At 54.8% G+C, this 21,123-nt stretch carries 17 protein-coding genes and 2 pseudogenes; 9 read left to right on the top strand and 10 right to left on the bottom strand.

All coding sequences use genetic code 11. The annotated features are described in order from the left end of the window. Window positions 1-181: 181 nt before the first annotated feature. The 4 genes from hrpB to A7E78_RS13610 form a co-directional block, all read right to left on the bottom strand. Entirely contained in the window at window positions 182-2,365 is a 2,184-nt protein-coding gene (gene hrpB, locus A7E78_RS13625; protein WP_335743813.1) for an ATP-dependent helicase HrpB, read from the bottom strand. Beyond that, a complete protein-coding gene (locus A7E78_RS15670; protein ID WP_335743812.1) occupies window positions 2,362-2,745 on the bottom strand; it encodes a hypothetical protein in 384 nt (127 codons plus the stop codon). The genes hrpB and A7E78_RS15670 overlap by 4 nt, the downstream gene beginning before the upstream one ends. Next, the gene (locus A7E78_RS13620; RefSeq protein WP_072284777.1) at window positions 2,738-3,916 is read right to left on the bottom strand and encodes an aminotransferase; all 1,179 of its coding nucleotides are present in this window, start codon (window positions 3,914-3,916) and stop codon (window positions 2,738-2,740) included. Before A7E78_RS13620 ends, A7E78_RS15670 begins: the two co-directional genes overlap by 8 nt. A 484-nt stretch (window positions 3,917-4,400) precedes the next feature. Beyond that, a complete protein-coding gene (locus A7E78_RS13610) occupies window positions 4,401-5,537 on the bottom strand; it encodes a M20/M25/M40 family metallo-hydrolase (RefSeq protein ID WP_072284775.1) in 1,137 nt (378 codons plus the stop codon). A 384-nt stretch (window positions 5,538-5,921) separates the two neighbouring features. Between A7E78_RS13610 and A7E78_RS13605 the strand changes: the two genes are divergently transcribed. The 3 genes from A7E78_RS13605 (at window position 5,922) to A7E78_RS13595 (ending at window position 8,305) form a co-directional block, all read left to right on the top strand. Beyond that, window positions 5,922-7,262, top strand: coding sequence for a M23 family metallopeptidase (locus tag A7E78_RS13605; RefSeq protein WP_072284774.1), 1,341 nt, complete (start codon window positions 5,922-5,924; stop codon window positions 7,260-7,262). A gap of 13 nt (window positions 7,263-7,275) precedes the next feature. Next, window positions 7,276-7,854, top strand: a complete 579-nt coding sequence (locus A7E78_RS13600) for an acyl carrier protein phosphodiesterase (RefSeq protein ID WP_072284773.1) — start codon at window positions 7,276-7,278, stop codon at window positions 7,852-7,854. A gap of 130 nt (window positions 7,855-7,984) precedes the next feature. Then, entirely contained in the window at window positions 7,985-8,305 is a 321-nt protein-coding gene (locus A7E78_RS13595) for a putative quinol monooxygenase (protein WP_072284772.1), read from the top strand. Between the two features lie 292 nt (window positions 8,306-8,597). On the opposite strand, the gene A7E78_RS13590 is transcribed toward A7E78_RS13595, so the two are convergent. The 3 genes and pseudogenes from A7E78_RS13590 to A7E78_RS15235 all read right to left on the bottom strand — a co-directional run bounded on the left by A7E78_RS13590 (window position 8,598) and on the right by A7E78_RS15235 (window position 12,107). Further along, window positions 8,598-10,156 (bottom strand): IS3 family transposase gene (locus A7E78_RS13590; protein ID WP_145924912.1). Its coding sequence is split into 2 segments (ribosomal slippage): window positions 8,598-9,685 and window positions 9,685-10,156, totalling 1,560 coding nucleotides; the frame shifts between segments, so codons are not numbered across the junction. Window positions 10,157-10,298: 142 nt separating this feature from the next. Continuing rightward, window positions 10,299-11,914, bottom strand: a pseudogene (locus A7E78_RS15790) (sodium:solute symporter family protein). 16 nt (window positions 11,915-11,930) lie between these two features. Continuing rightward, complete coding sequence (locus A7E78_RS15235; protein ID WP_201258005.1) at window positions 11,931-12,107, bottom strand: symporter small accessory protein; 177 nt, start codon at window positions 12,105-12,107, stop codon at window positions 11,931-11,933. 148 nt (window positions 12,108-12,255) lie between these two features. Here A7E78_RS15235 and A7E78_RS13575 point away from each other — a divergent pair, with 148 nt between their 5' ends. Next, window positions 12,256-13,176 carry a LysR family transcriptional regulator gene (locus A7E78_RS13575; protein WP_072284770.1) on the top strand — a complete coding sequence of 307 codons (921 nt, stop codon included), beginning with the start codon at window positions 12,256-12,258 and terminating at the stop codon, window positions 13,174-13,176. Window positions 13,177-13,235: 59 nt separating this feature from the next. Here the strand turns inward: A7E78_RS13575 and A7E78_RS13570 are convergent, their stop codons facing one another. The 3 genes from A7E78_RS13570 to A7E78_RS13560 all read right to left on the bottom strand — a co-directional run bounded on the left by A7E78_RS13570 (window position 13,236) and on the right by A7E78_RS13560 (window position 14,795). Beyond that, window positions 13,236-13,715 carry a GreA/GreB family elongation factor gene (locus tag A7E78_RS13570; protein ID WP_072284769.1) on the bottom strand — a complete coding sequence of 160 codons (480 nt, stop codon included), beginning with the start codon at window positions 13,713-13,715 and terminating at the stop codon, window positions 13,236-13,238. A 163-nt stretch (window positions 13,716-13,878) separates the two neighbouring features. After that, on the bottom strand, window positions 13,879-14,178 hold the full coding sequence (locus A7E78_RS13565) for a hypothetical protein (RefSeq protein ID WP_072284768.1): 300 nt from the start codon (window positions 14,176-14,178) through the stop codon (window positions 13,879-13,881). Window positions 14,179-14,231: 53 nt separating this feature from the next. Beyond that, complete coding sequence (locus A7E78_RS13560) at window positions 14,232-14,795, bottom strand: elongation factor P (RefSeq protein ID WP_072284767.1); 564 nt, start codon at window positions 14,793-14,795, stop codon at window positions 14,232-14,234. A gap of 194 nt (window positions 14,796-14,989) precedes the next feature. Between A7E78_RS13560 and A7E78_RS13555 the strand changes: the two are divergent. The 5 genes and pseudogenes from A7E78_RS13555 to A7E78_RS13535 all read left to right on the top strand — a co-directional run bounded on the left by A7E78_RS13555 (window position 14,990) and on the right by A7E78_RS13535 (window position 21,114). Continuing rightward, window positions 14,990-16,293: pseudogene (locus A7E78_RS13555) on the top strand (DUF3422 family protein). Window positions 16,294-16,346: 53 nt separating this feature from the next. Next, window positions 16,347-18,296 carry a GIDE domain-containing protein gene (locus tag A7E78_RS13550; RefSeq protein WP_072284766.1) on the top strand — a complete coding sequence of 650 codons (1,950 nt, stop codon included), beginning with the start codon at window positions 16,347-16,349 and terminating at the stop codon, window positions 18,294-18,296. A 48-nt stretch (window positions 18,297-18,344) separates the two neighbouring features. Beyond that, window positions 18,345-18,914 (top strand): LemA family protein, encoded by a 570-nt coding sequence (locus A7E78_RS13545; RefSeq protein ID WP_072284765.1) that lies wholly within the window; start codon window positions 18,345-18,347, stop codon window positions 18,912-18,914. A gap of 366 nt (window positions 18,915-19,280) precedes the next feature. Further along, entirely contained in the window at window positions 19,281-20,111 is an 831-nt protein-coding gene (locus A7E78_RS13540; RefSeq protein WP_072284764.1) for a CvfB family protein, read from the top strand. A gap of 445 nt (window positions 20,112-20,556) precedes the next feature. Next, complete coding sequence (locus A7E78_RS13535) at window positions 20,557-21,114, top strand: nitroreductase family protein (RefSeq protein ID WP_072284763.1); 558 nt, start codon at window positions 20,557-20,559, stop codon at window positions 21,112-21,114. The last annotated feature ends 9 nt before the right edge of the window (window positions 21,115-21,123 follow it).

The following is a 21,123-nucleotide window of genomic DNA, read 5'->3' as shown; positions in this document are numbered from 1 at the left end:
TAATCAGTAATCAGTAATCAGTAATCAGTAATCCGTAATCCGTAATCCGTAATCAGTAAAACGTAAAACGTGAATCGTAGGTCGTAGGTGGAAAAAGACATTACCTCATTACGCATCACGTATTACGACTTCACCCGTAGGCCCTTCTCCGCGCTTCCCGCGGCTCCGCGTGAGCGATGGTCTACCTTTTCTCTGGTTTATAGCCCCTCTTCTTGCCTTTCACCGAACGTGTCGCAGCTGCCTGCCAGGGATCATCGGGCCAGGGATGCTTGGGATAGCGGCCGGCCATCTCCTTCTTAACGTCAGGATAGACGCTATTCCAGAAGCTGGCCAGATCCTGAGTCACGGCCAATGGCCTTCTTGCTGGCGAGAGCAGGTGAATCAAAACCGGTATCCGGCCTGCGGCAATACCGGGGGTATCGGCCAGACCGAAAAGTTCCTGCAGCTTGACCGCCAACACCGGCGGCCCTTCAGCTTGATATTCGAGGGCCACCTTGCGACCGCTCGGCACCAGCAGATGGGTCGGAGCCATCTCATCGAGCAGGCGACTCTGCGGCCAGCTCAGACAGGCGTTCAACGCTTGCAAAGGGTCGAAACGGGACAAGTCGTCGCGGCTTCGTAACCCGGAAGCAAAAGGAGCCAGCCAGGATTCGAGGGAGGCCAGCAGAGCCTGGTCGGAAAAATCGGGCCACTCCTGCTCGGGAAAGACTGCAGCAACACATTGTACCCGCTGTTGCAAGGCACGGGAGGCCCGGCTCCAGCCAAGGATATCCAATCCAAGCAGGCGAAGGCCCTCAAAAAGCGCCGGAAGCATCTCTTCTGCATTAACCGTCACTGGCCGTTCCGCCAGGGGCAGAGCCCCCAGCAAGCGCACTTCGCCGGCCACCACCCGCTGCCGCTCCCGGTCCCAGCAAACCTGCCGTCGCCAAGCCAGGCGATCAGAAAACAGGGCCTCCAAAACCTCACCCTGAATGGTACAAGCCGAGTGAATCTGGCCGTCCCCCTTCCGGCCACCGCTCATATTCACCGCAACTAGAAATTCGACCTCACCGACCCCACAGCGGGGCGACAGTTTTCCGCCCTGACCACCACTAAGCAGATAGCGGCTATCGCCGCTCTCACGCAGACGGCCGATACGGTCAGGATAGGCCGCCGCAACCAACGGACCGAGTTCTTCCACTGTCGGTGCAACCGTTGTCGGTTCATCCGTCAAACCAAAGTGTTTTCGCCAGTAACGGGCTGTACGATCGATGGCCCGACAAGCACCGGCATCGAAGTGGTTGTTCACCTTACGCCGGGCGCGCCAAGCAGAAACGACTTCCAACCGCTCCAGAAGATCACACTTGCTGCGGTGAGACGCCCGCCGCGGATGGCGCAAGGGATCCCGTTCCGACAGCAGGGCCACCAAGTCACAAGCCAGGGGCAATTGTTCCCTCGCTTTGGCAGTGAGCAGCAAGGCGGCAAGACGGGGATGGGCCGGTAAAGCCGCCATCCCTTCACCATAGGGAGTGATACGCTCCGTTTCATCGAGGGCACCGAGCAGTCTCAACAACGCCTGCCCCTGTGCCATGGCGGTTGCTGGCGGCGGATCGAGCCAGGCCAACTGTTCGACATTTGTTATTCCCCAACGAGCCAGCTCCAAAGCCAGAGGGGCCAGGTCGGCGGAGCGAATTTCCGGCGGCGCAAAAGGCAGCAATCCGCCCTGTTCGCCTTCGGTCCATAAGCGCCAGCACTCCCCGGGACCGAGGCGCCCGGCTCGTCCGGCTCGCTGTACGGCATTAGCAGCAGAAATGCGTACCGTCTGCAAATGCTGAAGACCAGAGCCGGCATCGAAGCGGGGCTGACGCATGTAGCCGCTGTCGATCACCACTCGCACCCCTTCGATGGTCAAACTGGTCTCTGCAATATTTGTGGCCAGCACCACTTTGCGTTGGGCGGCAGGAGTCAAAGCCCGTTCCTGGTCGACAAAAGACAAATCGGCGTAGAGGGGACAGAGCAAGGCTTCGCTCATGACCGGATGGCCGGCCAGCAGCTCCCGGCAACGCTGAATATCGCCCACCCCGGGGAGAAACACCAGCAGATCGCCTTCCGTCGCCGGCCAGGCCCGAATCACTGCTGCAGCAGCATATTCAGCCGGGCGGCCCACTGGAGGCTTATCCAGATAGCGAATTGCAACGGGAAAGCTACGGCCGCTGCTGCTCAAAAGCGGCGCATCACCAAGCAAACGAGCGATGGGCTCGCCATCGAGAGTCGCTGACATGACCAGCAGCTTGAGGTCGTCGCGCAGGCCGAGCTGTACATCGCGGCACAAAGCCAGAGCCAGGTCCGAATGAAGATTCCGCTCGTGAAATTCATCGAAAATCACCAGCCCGACCCCTCCAGATAGGGGTCGCTTTGCAGCCGGCGGGAAAGGACCCCTTCGGTCACCACCTCGATACGGGTTTGGCGCGACACCCGGCGCTCGAAACGAATGGTGTAGCCGACGGTGCCACCCACCTGTTCTCCGAGGCAACCCGCCATATAGCGGGCCGCGTTACTGGCCGCCAGCCGACGGGGCTCAAGCATCAGAATGCGGCGTTCGGACAGCCACGGCTCGTCGAGCAGAGCGAGAGGTACCCGGGTGGTCTTACCCGCCCCCGGTTCAGCCTGTAACACCGCACAATCGTTCTCCTTCAGGGCGCGGCGTAAATCGGGCAGCAACTCGTCGATAGGAAGGGGCATTCTCGCTGAAGAACAATCAGTCAAAGGGCAACTCCCGCAGGCGCCTTACCGCTTCGGGTATCTGTTCTTCGCTCAAATTGCCAAAAGCGATCCGCAGATAGCCCTCCAAACCTGGGCCGAAAACCTCACCCCCCAGAGTCAACAAACCAGCCTTCTGCAACAGATGCCTGGAAACCTGACGGCCACTGCGGTCGGTAAAGGGATGACGCAACCAGGCAAAAAAAGCACCGCTGGCGATGCGGGTAAAGGGGTTGGCCGAGTGACTCAGTTCATTACAGAATAGATCGTGACGGCCCTGCATCATGCGACAGTTGCCCTCCACCCAATCTCCGAGGTGAAGGGCACCGAAGGCGATGGCCTGTTGAGTAATGCGCGGTGCACAGACAGCCATGGAATCCTGCACCTTAAGGGCCTGTTCTATAAATGCGGCTGAAGCGGCCAGCATGCCGGCCCGATAACCGGTCAGGGCAAAGGTCTTACCGAAGGATGTGAGATGAATGAAATGATCGCCCCAATCCGGATTGCTAAACAAATCATGAGGCCTTTGCATGCCGGGAATGAAGGCATGGTAAGTTTCGTCCAGTATCAGGGCGATGTTGTGCTGGCGCACCAGTGCCGACAGTTCGGCCAATTCAGCAGATGGAATAATGGTACCCGCTGGGTTACCGGGTGTCACCAGCAAAAGAGCTTTGGTACGGGGTCCGATGCGTGCAGAAATGGCTGTCCGATCAGGCACCCCGCCACTCTGTTCATCAAAGGGCAGCAGCACCGGTCGAATGCCAAGGGCCTGCAAACCCATGACATGATCGAAATAATAAGGTGTGGCGACCAGCACCTCATCACCGGCTTGGCAGAGAGCGACCATAGCCAGCCAGAAGGCCTGACTAGCGCCGATGGTTAAACAGAGCTGGCGGGGATCAATGACGGCGCCGTACCGGGACCGGTAATGACGACACAGCTCTTCGCGCACCTCCAGCAAACCTTCATCGAGGCTGTAGCGAGCGGTTTGGGGATCGTTCAGCAGGGTGGCCAGATATTCGGTCAACTCCGGTGGCGGGCCGTAGTCGGGAACCGCCTGGCAGAGGTCGATGAGTGGTTCTTCTCCGGTATAGAGACCGTCCGCCAGCCAGCGCTGCACCTCGGATATGGGTGGGAAGGGTATCTGCTGCATGTGGGGGGAGATGGGGAATTTCATTATATTCAGGAATCCTGCATTGTCGCGGGAAGCAACTCAAAACTGAAACCGGCGGGTCGCGTCCCGCCAGACGCCCTACTTTTTGTCCGAGCCAACAAAAAGTAGGCAAAAAATGGCTCCACTGCGTGGAGCAGCAGGTTGTTAGTCAGGGAAAATATAACTTCTACTAAAAAATGCCATGGCGACGGCGGTTTCATTGCAGCGCCCTCTTTTACGATAGGCCGCTGCTAACTCCATTGGTTCATAAGTTTTGCGAACTTGAGGTCTATGTTTTGCTGGGTTTTAAAACCCAATAGCGCAGATGCTGAGTAGCACCATTGCGCATCACTGAAACGAGCCTGCAAGCAGATTCAGGTTCAGAGAGCTTCCGTCGGAGAGCCGCCTATGTTCAGATACTAACAATGGATATAAGCGGCAACACCTCTTGGCGACAGAAGTCCGGTGAAGTTTATTTTATGGTTTAATCTCCATCCCAAACCAAGCTCTAAGCCAACCGAATAATCTCCACCAGCAGCTCCGCCACCCGGGCCATGTCCGCCACGCTGACCGATTCGTCTACAGAATGAACCTTGCACATGCCGGTACCAAGGATTACGGTCTCGATGCCGTAGCTGTTAAGAATATTGGCATCGCTGCCGCCCCCGCCGTCCCTTACCTCCAGAGTGCGGTCAAGTCCGGCAGCAGCTTGCTGCGCCAACTGCACGATGGACGCATCGGTGGCCACCGCCATGCGCGGATAATCGGCTGTTACCTCCCGACTGACAGTCACATCAACCTGCTCGCCGTCGATAACACAAGAAGCTTCCCGGGCTGCGTCTTCCAGACAGGCGATCATATGTTCGGTCTGCGCGGCCAACTTGGTTTCGTCGTGGCTGCGCGCCTCCCCTTCCAGCACAACCTTGCGGGGAATAATATTGGTCGCCTCGCCGCCGTTAAAAGTACCGATATTGGCAGTTGTCTCGTGATCGATGCGACCCAGGCGCATGGCGGCTACACCTTTTGCTGCCACGGCAATGGCAGAAATGCCCTGTTCCGGGGCGATACCGGCATGGGATTCGCGACCGACGATTTCGAAACGCATCTTGTTGGCTCCCGGTGCGGTATTAATCAGCCAATCGGTCCCGGAGGTATCAAGGGCTACACCGCGGCGGGATTTTACCAGGCTGCAATCGAGGTGCTTAACCCCGAGAAGTCCCACTTCCTCGCATACGGCGACGACCAGCTCCACGGGGCCATGGGGGATGTTCTGTTCCCGCACCACCTCCAGCGCCTCGATTATTTCAGTGATGCCGGCCTTGTCATCAGCGCCAAGGATTGTTTCCCCGGCGCTGGTAAAGACCCCATCATTCAGCACCGGCTGCACCCCTTCGGCGGGTCCGACAGTATCCATATGGACTGAAACCAATAGCGGTTCGCTATCTTTTCCGTTAGCAGGAAAGGTCGCGACCAAGTTGCCGCTCTCGCTACCGATCTTCTCACCGGCATCGTCCATTACCACCGTTGCACCGAGTTCCTGCAGACGCTTGATCAGATACCGCGAAATTTCTCCTTCGCCAAAAGCCGGGCTGGATATACCGGCCAGACGGCTGAATTCCGCGGCGATACGTTGTTGATTAACCATTTCTGTATTCCTGTCTATAAAAAGATTGAATAAATTTCGTAAAGTCAAAAATTTGCCACCGCGAAGGCCGCGAAGAACACAGAGAAAGCCAAAACTCTTTACGGTTTTTTTCGTGATCTTCGTGTGCTTCGTGGTGATATGATTCTGACTGGATAAAGCATCGTTGCCGAATGTAACCAAGATAGATTATTTACCGGGGTTTGGCAATGCGCGGTCCTGATGGAAAGGATAAAGCGTAATATCAAAAAAGACTTATGTCGCTAAAGTCAGACACTGGACAAAGGATGGGAAAAATTGCTAGCATCTGCAAGGTTAAGGTCGATAAAATAACAAGCAAGCTTTCGGGCTTCTGCTATCCATAGCATTAATTCAGGAACGGTTACCATGAATAACGATTTCAATCCACCGCGCACCTCTATGGTGCAACGGACTCGCTCCAATAGTCGCTTTATCAATCGTCGCTTTCTGCTTCCGCTCCTGGTGTTGCTGGGACTCGGAAGCCTGTTGTTATTATCCAACCGCCAGCAGGCCGACTTAATTGCCCAAGACGGAGGCAATACAATACCGGAGATTTCAGCAGTACCAGAAGTAAAGCGGGAACTGGTTCGCGGCGCCATTCAACCCGGCGAAACCATTACCTCCCTGCTCGGCCATATTTTTACTCCGCAGCAGATTCACAACCTCAATAAGCAGTGCAAAGAAGTGTTCCCCCTGTCCAAGCTCTGCGCAGGGCAGGACTATCGTCTGGCTTTGCGGGACGGTGCTTTTGAACGCTTTGAATACGACATCGACAACGAAGAGCAACTGATTATTTTGCAAAACGAGGAGGGGTTCGACATCTCCCGAACCGCTATTCCTTATACCGTTGAACAACAACTCATCAATGGCACCATAACCAGCAGTCTGTTTAACGCAGTGCTTAAAAGCGGCGAAAGTGAAACCCTGGCCATCAACCTGGCCGACATCTTTGCCTGGGATATTGACTTTATTCGCGATATTCAAAACGGCGACAGTTTCCAGGTCCTGGTCGAAAAGCGTTTCCGCGAAGGTAAGCAGGCAGGCTACGGTCGCATTCTGGCAGCGACCTTTGCGAACCGGGGAGAAACCTTTCAGGCCTACCTGTTTAAGGACGGCAATCAGCGCGCAGCTTATTACGACGAGCAGGGCAAGAGCCTGCGCAAAGCCTTCCTGAAAGCCCCGCTGTCCTTCAGCCGTATTTCTTCCGGCTTTTCCTTGCGCCGTTTCCATCCCATCACCAAAACCTGGAAGTCCCATCCAGCTATCGATTACGCGGCTCCAACCGGTACTCCCATCAAGGCTATCGGCGATGGTGTCATCAGTAGAATCGGCCGTACCAAACACAACGGCAACTTTATCAAATTGCGCCACAGCAACGGCATGCAAAGCCTTTATCTACACATGAACGGCTTTGCCAGAAAAATGCGCATGGGGAAACGAGTTGCCCAAGGTCAAACCATCGGTTATGTCGGCATGACCGGCCTGGCAACAGGCCCTCACCTCTGCTTCCGTATGTACAAAAACGGTCGCCCGATTAATCCGGCCCGGCTTAAATCCACCCCCACCGCGCCGGTTTCCAAAGCCAACATGGCCGCATTCAAGACCGCTATCGCCCCTCTTGTGGCTCAACTTGGCGAGGGGATTCCCGCGGCAACCCAAATTGCTGCCGCCAAGCAATCGGAACATAACGAAACCGCCAGCAACTGACAGGCCTCTTTTATTGAACCATCTGGTCCACCTGTATCTGTCCGATCCCACTGACGGTTGCCTCCTCGGTGCCTTGATGGGTGACTACGTCAAGGGCCGTCTTGACGACCATTACCCAACGGAGATTCGCTGGGGCCTGCAACTACACCGCAAGGTTGACCGCTTTGCGGAGACCAACCCCCATTTCCAACGCAGCAAGCGGCGCCTGGACCCAACCCTGCGCCATTGCCGGGGCATCTTGGTCGATGTGGCCTACGATCATTTTCTGGCTGTGCACTGGTCAGACTTCTCAGACTCCCCCCTGGAACGATTCGCCGCTAACATCTACCATTTGCTTACGGAAAATCACGCCCTGCTGCCGCCCGACCTGCAACAGGCTGCGCCGCGCATGGTGGCTGCTGACTGGCTGGTAGCCGCTCGCCAGCTGAAGACCGTAGACAAGGTCTTGCAACGTCTGGCGGGACGTCTGAGCCGCAGCAACAACCTCAACAGTGGCCTGATCGAGATAAAGCGTCACTACCCACAACTCGAGACCGACTTCAGATATTTTCTGCACGACGCCTGCGGTTATGTCGAGACGCTGGCGCCCTAAATTCCCACCCAGAAACCGATAAATACCTTGACATCCCTACCACCCCTGTTTTAATGATTTTCATTAACAGATCTTGGCCGGAACGGCCAAAAACCACTGATCATTTTTCTATTCACCACAGGAGGAGCGTATGTTTGCCGTCATCGTCAAGGTACAGATCAAACCGGAACATCGCGAAGAATTTATCGAAGCCATGCTGGCCGATGGTCGCGGCTCGGTAAACAACGAACCAGACTGCCTGTTGTTCAATATCGTCGAAGACCACACCGATCCGAACAAATTACACCTCTATGAGGTCTATACCAGCGAGCAGGCTTTCGACGTGCATAAAGAAACCCCGCACTTCCAAACCTGGCTCGATACTACCAAGGACTGGCTGGCCGCTCCCCTCGATATCTCCACCGGCAGCCACCTGTTCCCCGCCGATTCGGTTTGGCAGAAACAGGCCTGAGCCACCAATTTCCCATATACGACAAAAAGGCTCCTCAATGTCCGAGGAGCCTTTTCTTATTTTACTGTCCCGTCCTGAAATAATTCTCCCAGGTGTAAACTTATTTCAGAACAGGGACATATATTTAGTATTTACGATACTCAAACCTCTCGGCCCCTTTCTAATGCCTCATAAATCTTAGATAATCTGACAATCAATTTTGGACAAAATACAGGACAGCCCAACCTATGAAAAACAGATTGGGCTGTTTGATGTTCCGGCGGGTGTCAATATAGTTGTCGCCTCAGTCTCGTTATGCTGCTTCGCTACTTAGGTCCTCTTCGGGGGACCTTTTTCGTTCTGGGTTCAGTCGAACTATGCCGACGGGTTCCCAGTTCCGTGTTTTCCTGGTCCAACGGTTGGGATTCTTCTGTCGTGCCTGCTCGTAAACCTCTTTCCGTTTTTTTAGCTTCGCGACTTCACGCCCATAATGCCGATCATCCGGCGATATAAAGCGGATCTCACTATGCTGATGCGCTGTGTTGTACCAGTGGACGAATGCATCGACCCACCGTTGAGCCTCAAACTCAGAAGCAAAAGGGCGAGACGGATACTCCGGCCGATACTTCAAAGTACGAAACAGTGACTCCGAGAACGGGTTGTCATTGCTCACGCCTGGTCGATTGAAGGAGGGAACGACGCCCAGGCGCTGTAACGTGGCCAGCATAGTCGAGCCTTTCATCGGGCTACCGTTGTCGGAATGCAGCACCAAGCCCTTGGGATCAACCTTGTGGCGGTGAAAGGCTTCCACGCACAGCAACGCACTGTTCTGGCTGCATTCTTTGGAGAAGACAGTAGCAGCCATGATTTTACGACTCCAGACATCCAGGATCATGTAGAGATAAAAGAACTGGCCGGTGATCGTGGACCTCAAATAGGTAATATCCCAAGACCACACCTGGCATGGCCCTGTGGCCACTTTCTCCCGTGGACGGCGATGCGTGGCCGGCCGACAGCGTTCCCGGTGGGCCAGTTGATTCTCCTGCCGCAGAATCCGGTAAAAGGTCGATTCCGACGCCACATATCGACCTTCATCGGCCAGGCGGGGGACGATCTGCTTGGGTGATAGTTCCCGATATGTTGGTGAATTGGCAACCGACAGGACCTCCTGCCGCTCAACGGGCGTCAGCTTGTTGGCCGGTGCGGTTACTGGGCCATGACGCCGATCCTCGTCATTCTCCTGGCGGGCCCAGCGCTGAATGGTGCGGGCAGTCAGTCCCAGCATCTGGGCGGCCGGTTTCAATCTGGCGCCCCGGCACATGGCCTCATCGACCAGCTCCAAGGCCTTCTGGCGCTCTAACGGTCGGTGTCGTCGTCCTCGTCCCCCCAAATCTCTTGGGCTTTTTTTTTGAGAACCAGCAAAGCCGCGGTTTCAGCCAGCGCCTTGTCCTTGCGCCTGAGTTCCTTCTCCAAATCGCGGATGCGCTTGGTCTCGGCGCGCTTTGCTGGCTTTGGCTCAAGACCAATAAGCATCTGGTCACGCCACTGCTGCAGTTGGGCGTCATGTAATCCCCGGCTGCGTAAAAAAGCGCCCAACTCTTCTTCGGAAAGCGATGCCGCTTCCAGAACGGCCGCCAGCTTCTCTTCGGCACTCCAGTCTTGTGGTCGTTTCATATTGGACAGCCTCTGCATGGATTCAGTAAAGGATGGCGGCTCTGTATTGACAGCAATATCAAGCGTATCAGCTTCACTCACCCATCGGTAGAGGGAGCTACGTGATACGCCAATTTCATCAGCCAAGGATACCGGACTCGGCCCCTCAGGGTCGGTCATCTTCTGAATCATCAGGGCTCTGAATGCTTTGGAATACATGCGCCTCCTGACTGCCCCCAATCTTGTTGAGTTCAGTTAGAGGCGACAACTATGCTGACACAGGGGGACACCGGGGGCTTCTAGTCTCTGGAGCATTGACAAACTCGGACCTCAAATAGAACATCTTAGCAGTTGAGGTACTTCACTTTTCAACGGCGTGGAAACATTTCCGCACGTGCTGTTCGTCCAATTGTCTCCCAAAGCAATTAAACAACAGGGTGGTTAAAATCGCAGCAGGCAGTGCAATCACCAACGGGTCTACCAGTGCCCACTTGGTGCCCATAGCAAGGGAGTCGACGCCAAAGAGTGTTTTGCACAACAACAACGGCTTGGATTCTTTTAAATGGATGAAGAACAACCAGAAAAAACTGACCAACGTTCCACTGAAGAATCCGGCGTAGGCAGCCAGTTTGGTCATACGCTTAAAATAAATAGCCCCGAAATAGATGGGCAGAAATGCCGCTGCGCAAATTCCAAAGAAGATCGCCGTGCCACGGGCGATGATTGCGGTGCCGTTTTCAAAGAAGTGGGGCAGACCCCATGCGAGGAAATAACTGAGCAGGATGGCAAACAGGATTCCGACCCGGGTAAGGAGTACAGAGTTGCCGCTGCGCCCAAGGGCCTTGGCGTAGATGTCGCGACCAAGGGAGGTTCCCATAGCATGAAACTGTGAACTCAGGGTGCTCATCGCCGCTGAAAGCAGAGTGACCATAAACAGCGCTGTAAACCACTGGGGCATGGCCTTGCTGATATACATTGGAAGGATCTGGGCCACGTTCTTATTAGCAGCAAGCAAGGCAACTTGTCCCGCAGTTTCAGCATGCTCATAGTAGAAAAAGACGTTGGTTAACGGCCCGACAACGAACGGTACGCCAACCGCCACCAGGATAAACACCCCCCGATCAATACGGCCCGGTTCAACTCACGGCTACTCTTCACCGTCATAAAGCGCACGATCAGCTGCGGCTGGGCCAGTACCCCGATGCCGACGCCAAGAATGATGGTGGTTACCACTATCAGCCAGTATTCCGAACCAAGCTGCGGAAACGCCGTCCACCCCATGTGTCCTTTGGCGCCAAACATGTTGACGGCTATTTCTTTCATGTTGCTGAGACGCTGGTGGGCCTGGGTTATTCCGCCGAGCTTGTAATAGGTTACTCCCAGCAGAATTAACAGACCGCTGAACATGATGCTGCCCTGAAAAGCATCGGTGTACATGACGGCCTTGAGCCCTCCCATGATCACGTATATCGCAATGATCACGGTGAGAAAAAACAGGGCGACATTGTAGTCCACGGCCAATACCTGAGCGATGAACTTACCGCCTCCCATCAGCACAACGCTGGCATAGAGGGGCATCGCTGCAAAAATCAGCAGAGCGGTCAAGCCTTGCAAGCCCAGCGAATTGAAACGGCGGCCTAACAGTTCGGGGAAGGTGTGGGCGTTTAGGTTCAATCCCATCAGGCGGGTGCGCCGACCGAAGAAAACGAAAGCGATAAAGATACCGACCAGAATAGCGAGGAAGGTTAACCACAACACGCTCATACCAAAGATCGCAGCAGCCCCGCCGAAGCCGATAATCGCTGAGGTGCTAACAAAGGTCGCACCATAGGACATCGCCATAACAAAGGGATGGATTTCCCGGCCGGCGAGCATATAGTCGGCGGCACTGTTGGTATGCCGGTAAGCCTTAAGGGTCAGGTAGGCGACAATGGCCAGGTAGATCAGAACCACAGTCGTTAACAATGGAATGCTCACGGTTTATCTCCTCTTGCTACAACTGCTCCTCAAGTTCTTGTTCTTCTTCGAGCCAGGCCTGCTTCCTGTCCACCTCATTTTCATCAAGATGGCCATGGTTCCAGTTTTTGGCGCCATAGATTATGCAAATCAGAGTACTGAGCAGGGTCAGAACAAACCCCATGATGACTCCGAAACCTTCCAATCCGAACATCTGTGCCTCCTTTGTCTATTAAGAACGCTTTGTTGTAGGCAAATCTGCAAGAAAAAGTGCTGGACGCTGTTTTTACAATGCTCTACGCTTGGAGTCCAATTGAACTTTCTGTGCTTAGCGTTCGATTTTATCGAACGCCGGAGGAGGTATGGAGCACTATCAACTAAAATCCTTTCTGACCGTGGCCTGTGAACAGAACCTGACCCGTGCTGCCGCAGTCTTGCATATCAGTCAATCGGCCCTCTCCACCCAGATCAAACTACTCGAAGAGGAGCTGGGGCTTCGTCTGTTCAAGCGAACTTCCCGGGGAATGCTCTTGACCGAGCAGGGACGGCAACTGCTTGCCCGGGCCCAAGATGTGTTAGAAGCTGCCGATAAACTGCAGCAACAAGCCAACGTCCTGGCCCGAGGCAATACGGTTTCGGTCACCATAGGCCTCAACACAGACCCGAACTTCCTGCGGGTCAGCGCCATCAACCAACGCTACAGCCAGCTCCATGGCAACACCAACGTCATCTTTCATCTCTGTCAATCCATAGATACGACCCAGCGTCTTCGTCACGGCCAGATCGACCTTGGCTTCTTCTACGGCGACAATCGTGAACCGGATATTGAACAGACGGTGATCAGCCAAGTACGAACCTGCGTCGTCATCCCGACCCAACTGTTATCCGACGACCCAATCATGAGCTGGTCAGAAGTTTCTGCCCTGCCCTGGATATGGGTCGAAAACCTACCCTTCTTTGCTGTCCTGCAACAAAGCCTCGGGGATTATCGCACCCTGCCGAACAAGGCGGTGACCGCGATTGATGAACAGATCGTGCGGGAACTGGTGTTGGCGGGACAAGGGGTGGCGATCATGCGTGAGGATGAGGCTCGACCGCTGGTAGAGAGTGGCCAGGTAAAGATCTGGAATAAAGGCTGGGGAGAGATTCCGCTGTGCCTGGGATGGCTGGCAAACAATCGTGAGGCTCCCCGGGTGAAAGCCGCCCTGGAAGTGATTCGCTATATCTGGCGCAAGCCGCCGTCAATGGGGGATGGGGAGCTAGCAGACAAATGCTGGATCTAGGTTTAAGGCTGTCAACATAAGCCTGGCCGCATGGAAGCAACAATTGAACATCGCTTGGCTCAACAGACCGAAACAATCTCGTATTCTCGCAAGGCACCGGTTTTAACGATGATCTGATCACCAGCCTGTTTTCCAAGCAGCCCCCGTCCCAAGGGGGACTCCGGGGTGATCACCATGATCTCTTCCTGTTCGAAATCTAAACGCAAGCCTCCCGCAGCAGGGCCGAGAAAAACCAACCGGTTGCGCCCCTCATCGTCCTCTAATTCCACCAGCGCTGTCAGACGAATTTTGGAATCCAGTGAAAACTCCTGCAAAACCATTTGCCGGAAGGCCTTCAGGGCACCAAGGATGTCCTGGGCACGATTGGCTTGGCCTTGTGCCAGGTAGGATGCTTCAAGGCCAAGAGTGGCGTATTTATTATCGGGAATATTCTCTTCATGGGTCGCAGCCGCATGAGATGTTTTTGCGGCCTGCAGCAGCAAGGCGTAGTCGGACTCCAGGCGAACAATGATCTGGGAAAGCAAGGCTTGTTTATTCATAGTTCTTTCGAAAACATGCAAGAATGAAAGGAATTACAGGCAACAAAAGTCACCTCCGCCTCAAAAACAAATGGCCCAGCCAAATGATTGGCGGAGCCATTTTATTTGAGTGGCCACGACACCTACTACAAGGCGTCAACTCCTTTAATCGGAAATACTCGACCTAGGGCTGGGTATTATCACTCATGCGATAAGCATATATGAACTGCCCGGTCTCGCCGTCCTGACAATCACCCTTCACACCACACTCAGAGATGAGCCGCTCTTCAACCTTACGCGCCTCTTCATTGGAGAAAGCCTCGCTGCACAACCACAGGTCGACATTGATATCGACCTTGTGATCGTCGAGCAGTCGGCTGATGGGATCGGTGGTAATGCCAATGTACCAGTTACCGTAGTCATCACCGTGTTTAGCAATGAAATCTCGAATTTCCCTAATAATTTTTCCAGTACCGGACGGCATGTGTCCCTCCTTATCTGTTTTCTATGAATCTATAAATCAGCGGTAGCTACGGTTCAAGCCCGGGAAATAAAACGCCCTTCACGGGTATCGACCTTGATTTTCTCACCGGCTTCGAGGTAACCGGGAACCTGCAGTCGCAGCCCCGTCTCCAAAAGTGCTTCCTTGGTTTGTGCGGTAGCCGTAGCTTTTTTAATGGCCGGTGCGGTTTCGGTGACAACCAATTCCACTGTCAGCGGCAGATCGATACTCACGACCTGAGCCTCAAAAACACCGAGTTGTACCTCCATTCCTTCGAGAAGGTAATCCTTTGCACCATCAAAGAGCTCGCCAGCCAACTCGTACTGCTCGTAGTTTTCCAGGTCCATGAAAACCCCGCCCTCGGCATCGGGATAGAGGAATTGCCCCTTGCGCCGCTCGAAGTCCGCTTCATCGATGCGTTCTCCGCCCTTAAAAGCCTTTTCCAGTACCTGGCCTGTAAGCAAATTACGATACTTGGTCTTAAAAAGGGTGCTGCCGCCCCGGGCGGAAGGAGACTGAGAGGTAACGTCGAGCACCAGGCAGGGCGCCTGGTCGATCTGGATCACCAGACCGCGTTTCAGATCGGCGGTAGTGGGCATATTGTTCTCCTATAGTTTCTTAAATTGCCAAACCGGGGAAATCTAACACAAAAGTAGCTAAAAAAACAATCTCACACCGCATTAAATCGTTTAGCATCGCCGTCTCGGCAACAACTTTTCAACCATTTTTCGTGAATGTTGCTCATATCAGCGGACCGTGCCATAATCTGCACACTTCAAGACAGGAGCCGTCCATGGCCGATTTTTACTGCCTGCCCTTTTCCAGTCATCCTCTGCGCGAACAGCTTTACGATGAACTGCATGCGCGGCCGTTTCGTGCCGTGGCCACCCCGCAACAAATAAGCCACTTGGCCTTTAAGGCAACCCCTCAGGAGTTGGAACGGGCCTTTGACCTGGTCTGTCAACTCTGCCAGCGTTTTGCCGTAGCCCCCCCGATGCCGCCATGGTTTCCTTCTGGCAGGACTGCGGCCCCTTTACCTTCCGCTGGGACCGGCACATGGAGTTCTATGCCCTGACGCTGGCACGCAAAGGCCGCGGAGCCCTGTTCAAGCAACGGGTTCTCGATCAGGTACCCGGAGACTGGCTGACTTCCCTGCCGGGCCAGGCGGTGGCAGCCTTTCACTTGGAAGTGGTGGATGAAGAGACAGATATCAGCCCGCCCGCCTTGGCGGAAGCCTTTGAAGGGCAACAACTGATCCTCAGTCAACCCAAAGCCGGTAAGGCCCAGATCTGTTCGGCCTTTCGGGTGCACGGCGACGGTTTCGGCCGTATCCTGGTTCAGAACCGCGGGATGGACGAATGTCGTATGGGGCGTTTGGTGCAACGCCTGTACGAGATGGAAACCTACCGGCTCTTCGCCCAGCTGGCCATGCCCATCGCCAAGAAACTGGCACCGGAACTGCATGAAATGGACCGAAAACTGGCCGAAGTGCTGGCTCGCATCCCTGCCGCAGATACGGGCGACGGAGAGCGCAAACTACTGGAAGAGCTATCCCGCTTATCAACGCGACTGGAAAGTTGGCGAGCCGAAACCAACACCCTGTTTTCCGCAAGCTGGGCCTACCGGGACCTGGTCCTGAGCCGCCTGCAGAACATTCGAGAAGACAAAGTAGAAGGCCATATGACCATGGCCGAATTCATGTCCCGCCGCTTCAACCCGGGCCTGCGCACCTGCGAGTCGATACAGAACTGGCTGGAAGACCTCTCCAAACGTATCGAACGGTCCGGAGATCTTCTACGAACCAGGGTCAACCTGACCCTGCAGGAGCAGAACAAAGATCTGCTGGCGGCTATGAACCGTCGCAGCGACTTGCAATTCCGGCTGCAGGAAACGGTCGAAGGACTTTCCGTGGCGGCCATCAGCTACTATATGATCGGCCTGATCAGCTATATTTTGAGCGGGCTGCCTCTTGCTACGCTTAATCTGAAAAAGAAGGTGGTCCTGGCCTGCCTGGTGCCACTGGTATTGGTGACGGTCTGGTGGGGGGTAAAACACATCAAGGATCGTCTGATAAAAAAACCTCTTTGCGAACCCTGAGGGTCAACCCTTAGCAGATAGCCGCCCTAAACGCACCGGAGATTGTGTTTCCCATGGCTGAAACTTCCCTTCCTCACCTGCTGGTGGTCGACAGCGTCGCTACTGGCAGCAACGAATTAGACAGTCTGTTGACCGAACTGGACGGTCAACCTGGCATCGACCTCTACCTGGCCCGCCAGCGCCTTATCGGTCGCGGACCGAACCTGCTGGCCGAAGGCAGCCAGGCAGAACTGGCAGAAAGCGCCAACATCCTCACCCGCCGGGGCTGGCGTTGCTGGGTGCTGCCGAACGCCCTCCCCCGCTTGGTGCCAACCCGCCTTCGCAGCCTGAATATCGAACCCGATATGCTGACGTTTTTTACCGCTGGCGATGAAATCGTTCTTGAACGGGGCATGGCGGTGGTAGCGGTGCTGGCCGACCTGTCAGGCAGCATTGTCGGCAAACATCTCAAGCATCTCATGGCGCAAAAGGTCTACAACGGCATCGACAAGGCCCAGCCAATCAGCGACGAAGATCTACAGCAAGCTATTCTCAGGGCCAAACCGGTACTTGATCTCTACCTGTTGAAGGACGGCAGCGTTTCGAGTGCCGTACGGGTTCTGCCGGGCCGTTTCGACCCCAAGGGGTTGGGCGAAAGCATGAGCCTGAGCGCCACCATCAACCTGCAGCGTATTCTCGAGCGGGTGCAGGAGTATGCCTCTACCTGCACCCTGGCTCTCGATTTCGGCCTGGCAAACCTCCCCGGCTGTCGAGTAGAAAAAGCCACCGATGGCGGTCCGTGGGAGCAACAGAACCTGGCCAGCCTGAGCCGTTACGGCTGGTTGGTGACCGGCCTGGCCGTCGCCGGTTCAATCCGGCCTATTCCAAACTCTATGGAAAACCCAACCGTCGTACCGGGTCTGGGCAATGTGGCCTACGTCGGTGAACTGCTTGATGAAATCCGCGAAGAAATGCCCCCCTTGGCAGAGCCGGCCCCTCCGGCCGCCACCGCCGCTCCGCTTCCGGCACCGCCCCCGCGTCCACGAAAGGGCGGGCTGTCAAAGCCGCAGTTGCTGTCGATCTGTGGTACGGCGGCAGGCACAGCCATCTTCCTCGCTCTCGATAACAACGCTTTTGCCCAGGCCGTGCTACATTACGGCATTCGCCCCGGCCTGCTTCCTGCGGCCCTTTCCGCCGCATTTCTATGGGGTGGTTTCCATTTTTTAAGACTCAAACGACGGGTGGAAAACACCCCCACCAGCAAAACTCGGTCGCTGGCCATGGGACTGGTCGAGATACACGGCCAGACACGCCGCAAATATGCTCTGGTGTCACCCATGAGCCAACTGCCCTGCGCCTACTATCGCCTACGCAAATACCGCAAAGATCGCAATAACCGCTGGAAATTGACCAGCTGCAAGGAAAGCGACCACGTGCCCTTCTACCTGGAGGACGACACCGGGCGGGTAATCATCGACCCGCAGCGGGCCACGGTGCGCCCCCGTTCCCGCCAGCAGGGTTTCGGCGGCCAGCAGAGCCTGCTGATGGACAAGCCAAGCCATATCGACCGTGACGAGAAGTGGATTGAAGAAACCATCGCCGAAGGAACCCGCCTCTATATTCTCGGTCAGGCGAAGGAAAATACTCAACGGCGCCCTCCCTTGCGGCAGCGGGTTATCGAATCCCTGCGGGAACTGAAAAAAGATCCAGCCGCGCTGAAGCGTTACGATCGTAACGGAGATGGCCAAATCTGCGAGCAGGAATGGAGTGAAGCCCGCCGTCTGGTCGAAGAGCAGTTATTGCATCAGAGCCTGCAGGAAAAAGGCCGCAGCTTGCCGCAACAGGACCGGGTAATTATCACTCGACCGCAGCAACGCTCGTTGCCTTTTATCATTGCTGAAACAGCGTCAGAGGCCCATCTTGTCCGTAGTTACAGCCTCTATACCTTACCCCTTTTCGGTGGCGCAGTTTTGACGGTTGTCTGGACGGTAGTGATGCTGGTAGAGTATCTGCGACCTACCTGAGATACACGTGCATAAACTTATAGCAATCTATCTTTTATGGAGGAACCCATGATCGGCTTGATCGTACTCGCTGTGCTGCTGCTGATACTGGCAGTACTGACTATCTATGTAGTCACCATCTATAACGGCCTGGTAAGCCTGAAAAACAATATCGACAAAGCCTGGAGCAACATCGATGTGCTGCTCAAGCAGCGCTTCGATGAACTGCCCAAGCTGATCAAGGTCTGCGAAGGCTACATGCAGCACGAACAAAAGACCCTGGAAGCGGTGATCAAAGCCCGTTCCATGGTGCAAAATGCCCGTGGCGGCAAAGATAGCCTGCAAGCCCAGAACATGCTCACCGACACCCTGCGTTCACTTTTCATGGTGGTGGAGCGCTATCCCGATCTGAAAGCCGACACCGCCTTTCAGAGCTTGAGTCAGCGAATCTCCGAACTGGAGGACATGATCGCTGACCGCCGCGAGTACTACAACGACGCGGTGACCATCTACAACATCCGCATCGAGCAATTCCCCGACGTCATCATCGCCCGGCTGTTCAACTTTGCCGCCCGCACCCTGTGGCAAATCGATGCCGCCCACCGCGAAGATGTCGAGGTGAGCTTTCAGCACATGTAAAAAGCTGACTCTGATTGATACTGCTCCCTGTGCAAGGACCGTCATAAAAAAGCTCCGGCAGATTCCTGTCGGAGCTTTTTCACTACAATATTATATGGCCCAATAGACAACCCGCCACCATGGGACACTGACGTACTCACATTGCCTGCAGTGAAACATCCCCTCGCCATTTGGACTCTTTGACGGCAATGGCTGCATCTGCAATAATTTGAATCACTCCCAATTTCTGACGCAAAGGTCCTATTTTCTTTGCAGGGATTCCGCGGTTGTGCTAATAAGTCCGGTCCCGTAGCCTTTAGTTGAAAAAGACACCTGGCTTTTCATCGCGTTTCCATTTCCTTCCGCCCATACCCATTGGAGCTCATCATGGTTAACATCGGTCGCGTCAACACTTTGCAGATTCATCACATCGACGAAGACGGAGCCTGGCTAAAGGCTGGTCCCCATCGTGTTTTGCTGCCTGCCACCGAGGTGAATACTTCGATGAAAGACGGCGACCGGTTAGAGGTCTTTCTCTATCAAAACACTAGCGGTGATCTCGCTGCGACTCTAAAACGACCCAAGGCTCAAGTCGGTGAATTCGCTCTGCTCAAGGTCAGCGCCGTGACCCGCCACGGAGCTTTTCTGGACTGGGGATTGGAAAAGGACCTGTTGGTTCCCTATAGCGAGCAACCGGAGCGGATGCGAGTCGGCCGAAACTACATCGTCAGAGTCTATCTCGATGATCAGGGACGGACCGTCGCCACTGCGCGTATCGACCACTGTCTGGAAAAAGAAAAAGAAAAGATCGATCTGTGCGAAGGCCAGGAAGTGGACCTGCTGCTATGGGAATATACTGATCTCGGCGCCAAAGTGATCATCAACCATCGCTACGGTGGTCTTCTTTACAAAAACGAATTGATGCCAGGCCAACGGCGCGGCGAACAATTTAAGGGTTATATCAAACGCCTTCGCGAAGATCAGAAGATCGATGTTTCTTTACGCCGTGGAGGTATTGAGGAAGTGAAGGAAGCCCAGCAGACCATTCTCGAAGCTCTGGACAAGGACGGTTTTCTGCCTTTGCATGACAAAAGCTCGCCACTGGAGATCAAGCAGCTTCTGGGCATGAGTAAAAAGTTGTTCAAAAAGGCTGTCGGAGGTCTGTACAAGAATCGGCAGATCGAATTGGCCGACAATGGGATTCGCAGAAAAGGTTGATGCTCCTGCGAGAACTCATAAGATGGCTACGCAAAAAAATAGGCGCGTTGTCCAGGAGACCGAGGCAACGCGCCAAAAGATGGAGGTATTTGTGTTTCGTGATTAAACTATAGCGCTTTGATAATGGTTCCGCCACGTGACTTTCCGTAAAAATGGACGACCAAATGCCTATTTTTCAACTGTGCATTTGTACAGGAAGCTGCCACACGAAAACTCACCGATTGAAATCGTGCTTGAGGGGCAGATAGGTGCCGGGCAGTTGTAGAGACGCCCCATGAACCTCCCCCAAGCCAGCCGACCACGAAGACTGCACAAAAAGAAATCTTTCAACTATTTTACCATGTTTACCCTTGTGGTTTCCTTCACCAGTTGCGCTATGGCCGGCATAAGCTAAGGTAAGGATAACTCTCCAAGAAAAATTCATCAAAACCGCACAGGGAATGTCATGGACTTTACCCAGCTTATCAGCCGTCGCCAGAGCGTTCGCCGTTACAGCGACCGTCCGGTAGAATCCGAAAAGCAGGATCGGCTTATCGAGGCGGTGCGCCTGGCCCCTTCAGCCTGCAACGCTCAGCCCTGGTCCCTGCTGCTGGTTGACGAACCGACTCTGCGTACAGAGGTGGCCAAGGCCTCTTTCGGCAAAGTTCTTTCCTTTAACCAGTTTGCCGTACAGGCACCATTGATAGCAGTGTTGGTTATAGAACCGCCCCCGATGACGGTTCGGCTTGGGACGCTGATCAAAAGGCGGCAACTTCCCCTGATCGACATCGGTATCGCAGCTGCGCAGCTCTGCCTCCAGGCCGCAGAACTCGGACTCGGCAGCTGCATGCTAGGTTGGTTTGACGAGGGAAAAATTAAACGATTGCTGAACATCCCCCTCCGGCGCCGAATCGGCCTGCTGGTTACCATCGGCTATGCCGCACCAAACTACCCCCTGCGCAATAAGCAGCGTAAACCGGCCACCGCCATGAGCAGCCGCAACGGCTATTGCATCAAAGCCTGACAGGCGGCA

The organism is Syntrophotalea acetylenivorans, assembly GCF_001887775.1.
Taxonomy (GTDB): domain Bacteria; phylum Desulfobacterota; class Desulfuromonadia; order Desulfuromonadales; family Syntrophotaleaceae; genus Syntrophotalea_A; species Syntrophotalea_A acetylenivorans.
Note: the sequence above shows the minus strand (reverse complement) of the source record. Positions and strands in the feature narration are given on the sequence as shown.

Coding starts and splice junctions, on each gene's coding strand:
- A7E78_RS13575 (WP_072284770.1), top strand. CDS start 12,256: ATGGAGCACTATCAACTAAAATCCTTTCTGACCGTGGCCTGTGAACAG.
- A7E78_RS13610 (WP_072284775.1), bottom strand. CDS start 5,537: ATGGTTAATCAACAACGTATCGCCGCGGAATTCAGCCGTCTGGCCGGT.
- A7E78_RS13570 (WP_072284769.1), bottom strand. CDS start 13,715: ATGAATAAACAAGCCTTGCTTTCCCAGATCATTGTTCGCCTGGAGTCC.
- A7E78_RS13565 (WP_072284768.1), bottom strand. CDS start 14,178: ATGCCGTCCGGTACTGGAAAAATTATTAGGGAAATTCGAGATTTCATT.
- A7E78_RS13605 (WP_072284774.1), top strand. CDS start 5,922: ATGAATAACGATTTCAATCCACCGCGCACCTCTATGGTGCAACGGACT.
- A7E78_RS13545 (WP_072284765.1), top strand. CDS start 18,345: ATGATCGGCTTGATCGTACTCGCTGTGCTGCTGCTGATACTGGCAGTA.
- A7E78_RS15235 (WP_201258005.1), bottom strand. CDS start 12,107: ATGTTCGGATTGGAAGGTTTCGGAGTCATCATGGGGTTTGTTCTGACC.
- A7E78_RS13595 (WP_072284772.1), top strand. CDS start 7,985: ATGTTTGCCGTCATCGTCAAGGTACAGATCAAACCGGAACATCGCGAA.
- A7E78_RS13550 (WP_072284766.1), top strand. CDS start 16,347: ATGGCTGAAACTTCCCTTCCTCACCTGCTGGTGGTCGACAGCGTCGCT.
- A7E78_RS13535 (WP_072284763.1), top strand. CDS start 20,557: ATGGACTTTACCCAGCTTATCAGCCGTCGCCAGAGCGTTCGCCGTTAC.
- A7E78_RS13620 (WP_072284777.1), bottom strand. CDS start 3,916: ATGAAATTCCCCATCTCCCCCCACATGCAGCAGATACCCTTCCCACCC.
- A7E78_RS13540 (WP_072284764.1), top strand. CDS start 19,281: ATGGTTAACATCGGTCGCGTCAACACTTTGCAGATTCATCACATCGAC.
- A7E78_RS13560 (WP_072284767.1), bottom strand. CDS start 14,795: ATGCCCACTACCGCCGATCTGAAACGCGGTCTGGTGATCCAGATCGAC.